Source organism: Marinovum sp. PR37 (assembly GCF_028807375.1).
Classification (GTDB): Bacteria; Pseudomonadota; Alphaproteobacteria; order Rhodobacterales; family Rhodobacteraceae; genus Marinovum; species Marinovum algicola.
Genome location: NZ_JARAML010000002.1, coordinates 282,344 through 294,346 on the forward strand (window position 1 = coordinate 282,344; position 12,003 = coordinate 294,346).

Sequence of the window (12,003 nt, forward strand, 5' to 3'; positions counted from 1 at the left end):
CGACAAAGGCCCCGCCTGCATGCAACTTAACCTCGGCGACCGGCGCTGGCTGCTGGATTGCGGCTTCGGCCCCGAGGCCCATGCCCATTTCGACCCTGCCTGGCTCCACGGTGCGGATGCGGTGTTCATCACCCATGACCACATCGATCATATCGGCGGCGCCTCGCATGCGGTGGAGGCCGGCCTGCCGATCTTTGCCACCGCCCAGACCGCCCGCGCCCTGCCGCCCGCGGCCGAGGTGCATCTGCTGCCCGAACAGGGCGAAACCGTTATCGACAGCGTGCGCCTGACCACCGGGCGCAACGGCCATGCCTTGGGCGGGGTCTGGATGCATTTCGCGCTGGGAGAGGGGGTGTTCTATTCCGGCGACTGGTCCGAGGAATCCGACTGGTTCCCCTTTGATCCGCCCCCAACGGCGGCCACCGCCATTCTCGATTGCTCTTACCATCTCGACGACGTGCCGCAATCAGAGCGCTTTGCGGCGCTGGATGCGCTGCTCGACGGGCTGGAAGGCCAGGTGCTTTTGCCGGTGCCGCCCTCGGGACGCGCCGGCGAAATGGCGTTGCACCTGATCCGGCGCTACGGGGTCGAGAGCGTCATGTTCGATCCCGAATGCCAGGCAACCCTGCGCGCCGCCCTGGCCAGCGCCGCGCTAGGCCCGGCGGTGCAGGAGATCGCACCGCTGCTGTCGCGCGGGCCGATGGATCAGGCGCGCTTTCTGGTCTGCGACACGCCGAATGCCGATGGCGGCGCGGCCTGGGGCTATGTCCGGGCCTGGCATGAAAGCGGGCGTCTGGGCCGTGATGCGCATGTGGTTTTTACCGGTCACATGACCGCCCATGCGCGGGCTATCTGCCGCGTGCCGGGCGGATATTTTCAGCGCTGGAACGTGCATCCGCCGTTTCGCGATCAGGTCAGGATGCTCGAACGGCTCGGCGCGAAACGGTTTGCCCCGGCGTTCTGCGCTCAGCCCGAGGACTACTTGATCGAGGATCTCGGAGTGGAGATTTTCCTGCACGATCCGGTGCGGCTGTGACCGACGTCGCGCCGCCGCCCCGCAGCTTCTGCCTGATCCGCCATGGCGAGACCACGGCCAATGCCGATGGCTGCATTGCCGGGCGCACCGATGTGGCGCTGACCGAGCGCGGCCGCGCGCAGGCCCGTGCCCTGGCCGACCGTGCCTGGCCCATGCGGATCGCCCTGTATTCCAGCCCGCTGTCGCGCGCGCGGGAGACCTGCGAACTGGGCTTTCCCGGTCTGGCCTTCACCTGCCACGACGGGCTGCGCGAGCGCGACTGGGGGGTGTTCGAAGGCCGCCCCCTGGCCGACCAGCCCCGCCGCGAGGACACCCCGGAGGCCGGTGAGTGCTGGCCCGGGATGCAAGCGCGGGTGCATCAGGCGATTTGTGAAATCTGTGCCGCATCCGGCGCCGCCTTGCCCGTTCTGGTTTGCCATTCCGGCGTGATCCGCGCCGCCCGGATGCTCTGGACCGGCGGCGGCGTCGGAGCGCGGCCCGCCAATGCCGTCCCGATCCTGTTTCAGCGATCCGACGGCCAATTCGAGGAGAAAGAGCTATGAAAGATGCCGTTGCCACCCCCTGCGTGGTGTTTGACGTCGATGGAACCCTGGCCGAGTTCGATGCCGGCAAACTGGGGCATCTGGTGCATGGGATCGAAAAGCAATGGGAGGAGTTTCACCTCGCCATGGCCGATGCTCCGCTGATCGCGCCGATCGCCAGATTGATGCAGCGGCTGAAGGAAAGCGGCGAAACCATCGTGATCTGCTCGGGCCGGCCGCGGGGCTGGGCCGACCACACGATTGCCTGGCTGCACAAGCACGATCTGCCGTTCGACGGGCTTTACCTGCGGGGGGAAGACCAGGACGCGGCCAGCGACCCCGACGTCAAACGCCGCGCGCTGGCCGAGATGAAGGCGGACGGGCTTGTTCCCTGGCTGATCATCGATGACCGAAGCTCCGTCGTCGACGCCTGGCGGGCCGAAGGGCTTGTTTGTCTGCAATGCGCGCCCGGGGATTTCTGAACAAAGGCGCGGGGCGGGCGTCGAACAATCGGCCCACCTTGATCTGGTGGTCGACCCCCCAAAGCCGGGACTTGGGCTGAGCGCGCCCACATCGGTAGGGGGTGAAGAAACCGGTTTGGATCGCCACGATGCGGACCACCGGCCGGAGGACCAGGCCGAGCGCGCCGGAGGCGGTCTTGACCGGTCTAGCCCGGCGGCGCCGGGTCCGCCGGAGCGGCGATACGATCCGTTGGCAGGCGCAGGGTGCAGAGGAAGCCGGTTTCGTCCAGCTTTCGCTCGCAGGTGCCGTCCAACCGCCCTTCGACCATGAGCTGAATGAGCTGGGTGCCAAAGCCGATGCGTTCAGGATCGCTTGGGGTCGAGGCAAGCGGCGCGTTGCGGGTTTCGCGCCATTCGAGCACGAGATGGCCCTGCGTCGTGTCGTAACGGCCGCAGATCGACAGGCGCGCGTCTTCATAGGCCGCGTTGTGTTTCAGCGTGTTGGTCGCCAATTCGTTGAGCACCAGCGCCAGCGGCATGACCGTCTCGCCACCGACGACAAGTTCGGGCGTTTCGATCGTGATGCTGCCATGGTCGGGCAGGATCCCGATCGCGGCCCGGATCAGGGCCGGCAGCGCGAGGCCTTGGCCGCCGTCCTCGACGGCGATGCGATTGGCCCGTCCGACGGCCATCAGCCGGCCCAGAAAGGCCTCGTCGAGCTCTGCCTTGTCCTTGGCCACTTTCGAGCAGCTGCGGTAGATCGAGGCCAGGACGGTCAGGCTGTTGCCCACCCGGTGGCTCATCTCGCGGCGCAGGGTCTCGCGGTGCTCGGCGCTTTCCTTGCGTCGGATGGCGACACCGATCTGGCTGCCGATGGTCTGCAACATGCGCAGCAGCTCGCTGTCGAGCCGAGCCTCTTCGGTGCCGAAGAACTCCAGCACGCCATGCACCTGGCCGCCCTGCGACACCGGCAGGGCAACCGCCCGGGTGAGGCCGACCTGCGAAAAGGTGTCGCGCCGGACGAACTGATCGGAGGCGGAGAGGTTCTCCAGCGCCTCGAGCTGGCCGGATTGCCAGGCCCGGCCGGGAAGCCCCTCGCCCCGGCGAAAGCGCAGCGGGGCGGTGACCTCGACAACGGGGGCGAGACGCGGATCGGCGAGGTGCCAGATGCCCGTCGGATGCAGGCGGGCCTGGCGGCCGGTGCCGCGCACCACGTGGAAATGCCCCGCCTTCATGCCCGAGACCGAGCAGACGGTGTCGAGGCAGAACTGGGTGAACTCGTCGAGCGAGACATCGTCCAGAAGCTTCTGCGCCACCGCCAGGAGCGCGTCGGCCTCGCGCGCGCGGAATTCCTGCTCGCGGCGGGCGGCCTCTTCGGCGACCATGCTGCGGATAAAGGCGTAAAAGCAGCGCTCCTCGCGCATCGGAAAGATCGACAGTTCGACGGGAAACTCATGCCCGTCGCGGTGCATGGCAGTGATCTGGATACGTTGTTCGAGAACCGGGCCTTCGCCCGTGCGGTTGTAATGCGCCAGGCCCCGGGCGTGGGCCTCACGATATTGCGGAGGAACGATCAGATCGCCCATCAAGGCGCCCAGGGCTTCCTCCCGGGACCAGCCGAAGATCTCTTCGGCAGAGCCGTTCCACGCGGTGACGTGCCCGGATTCGTCCATGCCGACCACCGCGTCAAGCGCGCGGTTGAAGAGAGTTTCCAAAGGTACCATCTGGCTCGTCCGCAGTTTCTGCAACAGCTATCCTCGCTGTGCGGCGGTGTCGAGACAATTGCCCGCAGGCCCAAGGATCACGGGGGTCCGTCCAGCTCGGCCGGTCGCAGCGCGAACACCTTCTGCCAATGGTCGATCAGCGCGATGGCGGTCTTGCTTTCTGTATTGGCATAAAGCACCATCTCGATGTCCTCATGTCCGAGGTGATGCGCGGTCGAGAGGATGTCGCCGCTTTCCAGCTCGCGGTAACACATGCTCAGCGGCAGCCAGCCCAAGCCCAGGCCTTTCAGCACCAGCTCCTTGATGCCGCTCGAAAGCGCGGTTTCGCACAGCGAGTTGCGCGACATCTGCCGGGTGCCGAAGGGGCGGCCGGCGCGCGCGAGGATCTCGCCGAAATGGCTGTCTTCCGGGTAGGTGACGCAGGGAAAATCCTCGGGTAGCCGCTGGTCGCGATTGAACCGGTAGCGGAGCCGGCCGCCGATCACCGGCACCAGCCGGTCACGGCCGCAGGCCGCCCGCTTGACGCTGTCGCCAAACAGCAGAGGCGGCACGCCGCGCGCTTCGTAACTGAGAAAGATGCTGGCATCGCCCCGCAGGAAGAGGCCGATGCAGTCGCGCTGATTGCCGGCCCGAAGGCGAAAGCGGACCATTGGAAACTGCCGCCGCGCCTCGATGGCAAGGTCGGGAAATTTCGAATGGATCGGCGCATGTTGCGCGGTGATCGTGACGGTGATGCTGGATGGCTGGTGGTTGGCGATATTGCCGCGCAGCTCGCGAATGCGGGAGGTCAGGGCGCGGATTTCCTGCTCGTGCTCGCTCAGTGCCGGGCTGACCGAAATGCGGTTGACCTCGCGGGAGAGCACCGGCGTACCGAGCCAGTCCTCGAAGCTGCGGATGCGCCGGGAAAACGCCGGCTGGGTGATGTTGCGCCGGCCCGCCGCACGGGTGAGGTTCTGTTCCTCGAGCAGCACCAGAACGTCTTCGAGCCATTGCAAATCCATCGCCATCTCCGTTTGGTCATACGATGTGTATGGGTGGACGTAGAAAAAAGCATTATATTTTTGCCTCAGACTCGGAAATGTGTTGGGCAACGCGATGAAAGGAACTCTCGATGCCCGCAGCAGACCACGCTAGCCTGGACAGGTCGGAACTGGACGATCAACACCGGTTGACCCTGTGCAAGGAGCTGGCGATCACCCTTGCCACATTCCCCCGCCTGCGCCTCGGCCATCTGCCGACGCCGCTCGAACCGATGGACCGGTTGAGCGAGAAACTGGGCGGGCCGCGGCTCTGGGTGAAGCGCGACGATTGCACGGGCCTGTCGTCCGGCGGCAACAAGACGCGCAAGCTGGAATACCTGGTTGCCGATGCCCAGACCAAGGGCGCCGACACCATCATCACCCAGGGCGCGACCCAATCGAACCACGCCCGCCAGACGGCCGCGGCGGCGGCGAAGGTCGGCATGTCCTGCCATATCCTGCTCGAGGATCGCACCGGCTCGAACGATCCAGACTACATCCTGAACGGCAACGTGCTGCTGGATCGGCTGCATGGCGCCAGCGTGTCGAAACGCCCCGGTGGCGCCGACATGAACGCCGAGATGGCGGCACTGGCCGACACGCTGCGAGAGGCGGGGCAGGCGCCTTATGTCATCCCCGGCGGCGGCTCGAACGAGATCGGGGCATTGGGCTATGTCAACTGCGCCCGGGAACTAACCGAACAGGCCGACGACATGGGGTTGAAGATCGATGCGCTGGTGCATGCCACCGGCAGCTCGGGCACCCAGGCGGGGCTGGTCACCGGGCTGGCGGCGATCGAGAGCGATATTCACCTGCTGGGCATCGGCGTGCGCGCGCCGCAGGACAAGCAGGAGCAGATGGTCTTTGACCTGGCGCAGCGCACCGCCGGGCACCTCGGCACCGGGCTGCGCATCGACCGCGCGCAGGTTCGGGCGAATTGCGACTACGTCGGGCCGGGCTATGGCCTGCCGACCGAGGGGATGAAGACCGGCGTCAAGCTGCTCGCCCGGACCGAAGGGCTGCTCTTTGATCCGGTCTATTCCGGCAAGGGGCTCGACGGGCTGATCGACCAGGTTCGCAAGGGCTATTTCGACGGCATGGAGAACGTCGTCTTTCTGCACACCGGCGGCAGCGCGGCGCTGTTTGGCTATGCCGACTGCTTCGATCTGCCCGGCTACACCGACTGAAAATCTCAACAACAGGGAAGTACAACATGACACTGAAAAACGTTGCAATCGCTGCCGCGATGGCGCTCGCTCTGCCCGTGACAGGCGCCACCGGCCAGGAGCTGACCGGCACCCTCGCCAAGATCGCCGAGAGCGGCGAGATCGTGATCGGCCACCGCGAAAGCTCGGTGCCCTTTGCCTATCTCGACGAGAACCAGAAGCCGGTGGGCTATTCGCTCGACCTCTGCCACAAGATCGTCGATCAGGTCTCGGCCGAGCTGGGGCAGGAGCTCACCGTCAGATACGTGCCGGTCAATCCCAAGACCCGGATCGCCCTGATGGCCAATGGCACCATCGATCTCGAATGCGGATCGACCACCAACAATCTGACCCGCCAACAGCAAGTGGAATACCTGCCCACAACCTTTGTCACCGGCACCAAGATCCTTGCCCGCAAGGACGGCGATATTGCTTCGGTGGCCGATCTCGACGGCAAGGCGATTGCGCTGGCGCAGGGCACCACCAACGAACGCGTCATCACCGCGGCGGTGGAAGAGGCCGGCATGGACGTCAAGATCCTGCCTGTGCGCGATCACGCCGAAGGGCTGCTGGCGCTCGAGACCGACCGGGTGGATGCCTATGCCACCGACCACATCCTGCTGCACGGGCTGATCTCGAAATCCAAATCGCCGGACGAGCTGGCGGTAGTCGGCGACTTCTTGTCCTTTGATCCCTACGCCATCATGGTGCGCCGCGATGACAGCGCCTTTGAACTGGTGGGCAAGAAGGCCCTGGCCGAGATGTTCCGCAGCGGCGAGATCGAGACGATCTATGAAAAGTGGTTCGGCCCGATGGGCGTGACGCTCGACCCCCTGCTGAAAGCCTCGTTCCAGCTCGGTGCCCTGCCTGAATGAACCAGACCCGGCCCCGGCGGTTTGCGCTGCCGGGGCCAACGAAGATGCGAAGGCGGACACAGGGACGGGCCGATGAACTACAACTGGAACTGGGGCGTGCTGTTCGAAGAGCCCTATCTGCACTGGCTGATCAGCGGCTTTGGATGGACCGTGAGTGTCGCGCTCACCGCCTGGTGCCTGGCGCTGGTGATCGGCGCGCTGGTGGGTGTGGGCAAGACCATGCCGAACCGGCTGATCCGCGGCATCTGCGCCACCTATGTCGAGATCTTTCGCAACGTGCCGCTGCTGGTCCAGATGTTCATCTGGTATTTCGCGGTGCCCGAGCTGGTGCCCGAGGATCTGGGCCGCTGGATGAAGCGCGACATGCCCAACCCCGAGTTTGTCACCGCCGTGGTGGCGCTGGGGCTCTACACTGCCTCGCGCATTGCCGAACAGGTGCGCGCCGGGATCGAGACCGTGCCGCCCGGCCTGTCGGCGGCGGCTACAGCCCATGGTCTCAGCATCGCACAGACCTACCGCTACGTGCTTCTGCCGATCTCGTTTCGCATGATTGTGCCGCCGCTGACCTCGGAATTTCTCACCGTGTTCAAAAACTCCTCGCTGGCACTGACAATCGGCCTGTTGGAGCTCACCGCGCAAAGCCAGCAGATCGCCGAATTCACCTTTCAGGGCTTCGAGGCCTTCACCGCTGCCACCGTCATCTATGTCTGCATCGCGTTGGTCGCCACGGTGCTGATGCAGCTCCTCGAGAAGTACACCCGCATTCCGGGCTTTGTCGGAAAGGAAGGCTGAGCCATGGCCGATTTTGATTTTCAGGTCATCTGGTCGTCGCTGCCCTTCCTGTGGCAAGGCTTGCAACTCAGCCTGCTGCTGACGCTCCTCGCCATCATCGGCGGCATCGTCCTCGGCACGCTCCTGGCGCTGGCCCGGCTGTCCGGCATCCTTCCGCTGTCGCTCCTGGCCGCGACTTACGTCAACCTGATCCGCTCGGTGCCGCTGATCCTGGTGATCTTCTGGTTCTACTTCTTGGTGCCGCTGGCGCTGGGTCGGCCGATCGGCGGCTTCTATTCGGCGCTGATCGCCTTTGTCCTCTTCGAGGCCGCCTATTACTCCGAGATCATGCGCGCCGGCATCCAGAGCGTGAAGCGCGGGCAGGTCCAGGCCGGGCAGGCCTCCGGTCTCGGCTACTGGCAGGTGCAGCGTTATGTCGTGCTGCCGCAGGCCTTTCGCAACATGGTGCCGATCCTCGTCACCCAGGGCATCATTCTGTTCCAGGATACCTCGCTGGTCTTTGTGGTCAGCCTGCGCGACTTCATGACGGCCTCGTCCATCGTCGCGCGCACCGAAGGCCGGCTGGTCGAGATGTATCTCTTTGCCGCCCTTGTCTATTTCGCAATCTGCTTCTCCGGCTCGCTGCTGGTGAAACGCCTCAAGTCCGGGAAAACAGCATGATCGAACTTTCAAACGTGTCGAAATGGTACGTGGACTTTCAGGTCCTGACCGACTGCACGACCCAGGTGTCCAAAGGCGAGGTCGTGGTGGTTTGCGGCCCGTCCGGCTCGGGCAAGTCGACGCTGATCAAATGCGTCAACGGTCTAGAGCCGGTCCAGCAGGGCGCGATCTTTGTCGATGGCAGCGAGGTCACCGCCAAGCGCGCCAAGCTCACCGCGCTGCGCTCGCGCATCGGCATGGTGTTTCAGCATTTCGAGCTCTACCCGCATATGAACGTGCTCGACAACCTCTGCCTCGCGCAGGAAAAGGTGCTGAAACGCAGCCGCGACGAGGCCGTCTCGCGGGCGGAAAAGCTGCTCGACCGGGTCGGCATGTCGGCCCATGCGCAGAAATATCCCGGCCAGCTCTCCGGTGGGCAGCAACAGCGGATCGCGATCGCCCGTTCGTTGGCGATGGACCCGATCGCCATGCTGTTCGACGAGCCGACTTCGGCGCTCGATCCCGAGATGATCAAGGAGGTGCTCGACGTCATGGTCGAACTGGCGCAGGAGGGCATGACCATGATGGTGGTCACCCACGAGATGGGCTTTGCCCGCAAAGTGGCAGACCGGGTGGTCTTCATGGATGCCGGCAAGATCATCGAGGACCGGCCGACGGCGGCGTTCTTCGACAATCCCGAAAGCGAACGCGCGCAGGATTTCCTGTCGAAGATCCTCGACCACTGACGGCGTTCGCCGTCTTCCGCCCCCTGACCCGGAAAGACAAGCATGACCACTCACAGCGGGCTGCCCTCGCCGGCGGCCGCCTCCCTTCTGGCGCGCGTGCTGCCGCTGACCAAGGGAGTCTGCGCCGCCATCGTCATCGCTCTAGCGGCGCGGTTCTTGTCGGATCACTACGGCGCGCCGGCCATGCTGATGGCGCTGCTGCTCGGCATCGGCTTCCACTTCCTGCACGAAACCCCGGCCTGTCAGCCCGGCATCGAATTTGCCGCCCGGGGCCTGCTCAGGGCAGGGGTCGCCTTGTTGGGCTTCCGGGTGAGTTGGCAGCTCCTCGCCGGGCTCGGGCCGGAGACGGTGCTGCTGGTGGTGGCCGGTCTGGTGCTGACCATGGGTGTCGGGCTGCTCGGCGCGCGGCTTCTGCGCCGCAGCCGGTCCTTCGGCCTGCTGACCGGCGGCTCCGTGGCGATCTGCGGCGCGTCGGCGGCCATGGCCCTTGCGGCGGTCCTGCCCAGGAATGAGAATTCCGAACGCAACCTCGTCTTTACCGTGATCAGCGTGACCCTGCTCAGCACGGTGGCGATGGTCGTCTATCCGATGCTGATGACCCTGCTCGGCTTTGACGCGCGCGCCGCCGGCCTGTTTCTCGGCGGCACGATCCACGATGTCGCCCAGGTGGTGGGCGCGGGTTACACCATGTCAGAAGAAACCGGCGACGTCTCGACGGTGGTCAAGCTGATGCGCGTGTCGCTGCTGGCGCCGGTGGTCTTCCTGATCGCGCTCGCCGCACGCAGGTCCGGCGCCACCCGGCAAAAGGCGCCGCTGCTGCCGGGCTTCGTCCTGGCCTTCCTGGGCTTTGCGATGATCAATTCGGTGGCACCGATGCCCGAGGGCCTGACGCGGACGATCGGCGACGCCTCGGAATGGCTGCTGCTCACGGCGGTCTCGGCGGTGGGCATGAAGACCGCGTTGAAACAGGTGCAGGACGTCGGCGGGCAAGCCTTTGCGCTGGTGATCTGCGAGACGCTGATCCTGGCGGGGTTCTTCCTGGGCGGATTGTGGTTCCTCGGCACGTCATGAGCGCCAGGTCTCTGCCGTGAGGGGGAAAATGCGCCCGGGCCGGGAACGGGCCCGGGCGCCCGGGCATCACGACAGGTGATGCACCTCCTGCAACCCGTAGACAGGGGTATCGAGGCCCTCCATCCGGGCCTTCAGTTGCAGCGCGAGATAGAGCGAATAATGCCGCGACTGGTGCAGGTTGCCGCCGTGGAACCAGAGATTTTCCTGCTGGGTGGGTTTCCACATGTTGCGCTGTTCGCCCTCCCAAGGGCCGGGGTCCTTGGTGGTGTCCGAGCCGAGGCCCCAGACCTTGCCGACCTTGTCGGCCACCTCTTGGCTGATCAGATCGGCGGCCCAGCCGTTCATGCTGCCATAGCCCGTTGCCATCACCACCAGATCGGCCTCGAGCCGGGTGCCGTCTGCCAGAACAACGGCATCTTCCTCGAAATGATCGACCTGGCCTTTCACCAGCTTGACCTCTCCATCGATAATCAGCTGGCTGGCGCCGACATCGATGTAATAGCCCGAGCCGCGGCGCAGGTATTTCATGAACAGCCCCGAGCCATCGTCGCCCCAGTCGAGCTCGAGACCGGCCTTCTCCAGCCCGGCGTAAAACTCGGCATCGCGTTCGCGCATCTGATCGTAAAGCGGGATCTGGAAGTCATGCATGATCTTGTAGGGCAGGGAGGCAAAGATCATGTCGGCCTTTTCGGTGGTCACCCCGTTGGCCACGGCCTCTTCGGAGTAAAGCCCGCCGAGACCGATATCCATCAGCGTCTCCGAGCGCACGATATGTGTCGAGGAGCGCTGCACCATGGTCACATCGGCATCCGCCTCCCAGAGCGCGGCGCAGATGTCATGGGCGGAATTGTTGGAGCCGACCACAACGACCTTCTTGCCGGTCCAGGCGTCGGGGCCGTCATGCTGCGAGGAATGCTGGACCTCGCCCTTGAAGGTTTCCATGCCGGGGAAGTCGGGCAGGTTCGGTTTGCCCGACATGCCGGTGGCCAGCACAAGCTGGGTGGGGCGCAGAGTGACCATTTCGCCGTCGCGGTTCACCGTCACGGTCCAGCTTCCGGTGTCCTCGTCATAGCTGGCCTGCTGCACCTCCGAGCGGGTCCAGTAGTTCAGCTCCATGACCTTGGTGTACATCTCGAGCCAGTCGCCGACCTTGTCCTTGGGGGTGAACACCGGCCAGTTGTCGGGGAACTTGATATAGGGCAGGTGGTCGTACCACACCGGGTCATGCAGACAGAGCGACTTGTAGCGGTTGCGCCATTGGTCGCCGGGGCGGTTGTGCTTGTCGAGCACGATGGTCGGCACGCCGAGCTGGCGCAGCCGCGCACCCAGCGCGATGCCGCCCTGACCGCCGCCGATGATCACCGTATAGGGCTGTTTGTCATACCCCAGCTCGGCCGCCTCGGCCTCGCGCTTTTCCTTCCAGCTCGCGCGGTTCTTTTTCGCGCCGTGCTCGGCCCCGATCGGCCGTCGCGTGCCGCGGTTTTCCTCAAAGCCTTTCAGCTCGGTCAGCGCCGTCAGCAGCGTCCAGATCCGGTCGTCCCTGAGCCGCAGAAGCCCCCAGCCGCGGCCCGCCCTGGTCTCGAAGGTGATCCAGGCGGTGATGACGCCGCCGTCTTCGGCCGGCAGTTCGGCGGATTGGATCTGAAAATTGCCGGGGCAGGTATGCGCCAGCTGACGGGTCAGCATCTCGGCGACGCCCGATGGGCCTTCGACGGTCTTGAGGTTCCAGCTCACCGCCACCAGATCGCGCCAGTAGCTGTCGGTGGCAAAGAGATCGCTGGCACGCCTGACGTCGCCCTCCTCCAGGGCGGCGTTGAGACTGTCCAGGACCAGCTGGGTGCGGTGTGTCACCGTTGAATCGAGCATCGTGTTCCTCCTCCTGATGCACGTGGATGTGCGAGGAGTATCGCGGTG

Annotated in this window: 12 protein-coding genes; 9 read left to right on the forward strand and 3 right to left on the reverse strand. The window is 65.1% G+C overall.

What is annotated here, in order from left to right:
- Positions 1-19 precede the first annotated feature (19 nt).
- From PVW49_RS02950 to PVW49_RS02960, 3 genes are read left to right on the forward strand one after another with little or no spacing between them, the layout of a single operon-like run.
- A complete protein-coding gene (locus PVW49_RS02950) occupies positions 20-1,036 on the forward strand; it encodes an MBL fold metallo-hydrolase (protein WP_274589856.1) in 1,017 nt (338 codons plus the stop codon).
- A complete protein-coding gene (locus PVW49_RS02955) occupies positions 1,033-1,578 on the forward strand; it encodes a histidine phosphatase family protein (RefSeq protein ID WP_274589857.1) in 546 nt (181 codons plus the stop codon). The genes PVW49_RS02950 and PVW49_RS02955 overlap by 4 nt, the downstream gene beginning before the upstream one ends.
- On the forward strand, positions 1,575-2,039 hold the full coding sequence (locus tag PVW49_RS02960; protein ID WP_074834692.1) for a phosphatase domain-containing protein: 465 nt from the start codon (positions 1,575-1,577) through the stop codon (positions 2,037-2,039). Before PVW49_RS02955 ends, PVW49_RS02960 begins: the two co-directional genes overlap by 4 nt.
- Positions 2,040-2,224: 185 nt before the next feature.
- Here PVW49_RS02960 and PVW49_RS02965 read toward each other — a convergent pair whose 3' ends face one another.
- A complete protein-coding gene (locus tag PVW49_RS02965; protein WP_274589858.1) occupies positions 2,225-3,742 on the reverse strand; it encodes a GAF domain-containing protein in 1,518 nt (505 codons plus the stop codon).
- 77 nt (positions 3,743-3,819) lie between these two features.
- A complete protein-coding gene (locus PVW49_RS02970; RefSeq protein ID WP_274589859.1) occupies positions 3,820-4,743 on the reverse strand; it encodes a LysR family transcriptional regulator in 924 nt (307 codons plus the stop codon).
- A 110-nt stretch (positions 4,744-4,853) separates the two neighbouring features.
- On the opposite strand from PVW49_RS02970, the gene PVW49_RS02975 reads away from it, so the two are divergent.
- From PVW49_RS02975 to PVW49_RS03000, 6 genes are all read left to right on the forward strand, one after another.
- A complete protein-coding gene (locus PVW49_RS02975) occupies positions 4,854-5,948 on the forward strand; it encodes a D-cysteine desulfhydrase (RefSeq protein WP_371398851.1) in 1,095 nt (364 codons plus the stop codon).
- 26 nt (positions 5,949-5,974) lie between these two features.
- A complete protein-coding gene (locus tag PVW49_RS02980) occupies positions 5,975-6,841 on the forward strand; it encodes an amino acid ABC transporter substrate-binding protein (RefSeq protein WP_274589860.1) in 867 nt (288 codons plus the stop codon).
- Positions 6,842-6,913: 72 nt separating this feature from the next.
- A complete protein-coding gene (locus PVW49_RS02985) occupies positions 6,914-7,633 on the forward strand; it encodes an amino acid ABC transporter permease (RefSeq protein WP_274589861.1) in 720 nt (239 codons plus the stop codon).
- A 3-nt stretch (positions 7,634-7,636) separates the two neighbouring features.
- The gene (locus tag PVW49_RS02990; protein WP_274589862.1) at positions 7,637-8,293 is read left to right on the forward strand and encodes an amino acid ABC transporter permease; all 657 of its coding nucleotides are present in this window, start codon (positions 7,637-7,639) and stop codon (positions 8,291-8,293) included.
- Entirely contained in the window at positions 8,290-9,018 is a 729-nt protein-coding gene (locus PVW49_RS02995; protein ID WP_274589863.1) for an amino acid ABC transporter ATP-binding protein, read from the forward strand. The genes PVW49_RS02990 and PVW49_RS02995 overlap by 4 nt, the downstream gene beginning before the upstream one ends.
- A 42-nt stretch (positions 9,019-9,060) precedes the next feature.
- The gene (locus PVW49_RS03000) at positions 9,061-10,089 is read left to right on the forward strand and encodes a YeiH family protein (RefSeq protein ID WP_274589864.1); all 1,029 of its coding nucleotides are present in this window, start codon (positions 9,061-9,063) and stop codon (positions 10,087-10,089) included.
- A gap of 66 nt (positions 10,090-10,155) precedes the next feature.
- Here the strand turns inward: PVW49_RS03000 and PVW49_RS03005 are convergent, their stop codons facing one another.
- The gene (locus PVW49_RS03005; protein ID WP_274589865.1) at positions 10,156-11,955 is read right to left on the reverse strand and encodes an NAD(P)/FAD-dependent oxidoreductase; all 1,800 of its coding nucleotides are present in this window, start codon (positions 11,953-11,955) and stop codon (positions 10,156-10,158) included.
- Positions 11,956-12,003 lie beyond the last annotated feature (48 nt).

Coding starts and splice junctions, on each gene's coding strand:
- PVW49_RS02975 (WP_371398851.1), top strand. CDS start 4,854: ATGCCCGCAGCAGACCACGCTAGCCTGGACAGGTCGGAACTGGACGAT.
- PVW49_RS03000 (WP_274589864.1), top strand. CDS start 9,061: ATGACCACTCACAGCGGGCTGCCCTCGCCGGCGGCCGCCTCCCTTCTG.
- PVW49_RS02960 (WP_074834692.1), top strand. CDS start 1,575: ATGAAAGATGCCGTTGCCACCCCCTGCGTGGTGTTTGACGTCGATGGA.
- PVW49_RS02970 (WP_274589859.1), bottom strand. CDS start 4,743: ATGGATTTGCAATGGCTCGAAGACGTTCTGGTGCTGCTCGAGGAACAG.
- PVW49_RS02985 (WP_274589861.1), top strand. CDS start 6,914: ATGAACTACAACTGGAACTGGGGCGTGCTGTTCGAAGAGCCCTATCTG.
- PVW49_RS02980 (WP_274589860.1), top strand. CDS start 5,975: ATGACACTGAAAAACGTTGCAATCGCTGCCGCGATGGCGCTCGCTCTG.
- PVW49_RS02995 (WP_274589863.1), top strand. CDS start 8,290: ATGATCGAACTTTCAAACGTGTCGAAATGGTACGTGGACTTTCAGGTC.
- PVW49_RS02965 (WP_274589858.1), bottom strand. CDS start 3,742: ATGGTACCTTTGGAAACTCTCTTCAACCGCGCGCTTGACGCGGTGGTC.
- PVW49_RS03005 (WP_274589865.1), bottom strand. CDS start 11,955: ATGCTCGATTCAACGGTGACACACCGCACCCAGCTGGTCCTGGACAGT.
- PVW49_RS02950 (WP_274589856.1), top strand. CDS start 20: ATGCAACTTAACCTCGGCGACCGGCGCTGGCTGCTGGATTGCGGCTTC.
- PVW49_RS02990 (WP_274589862.1), top strand. CDS start 7,637: ATGGCCGATTTTGATTTTCAGGTCATCTGGTCGTCGCTGCCCTTCCTG.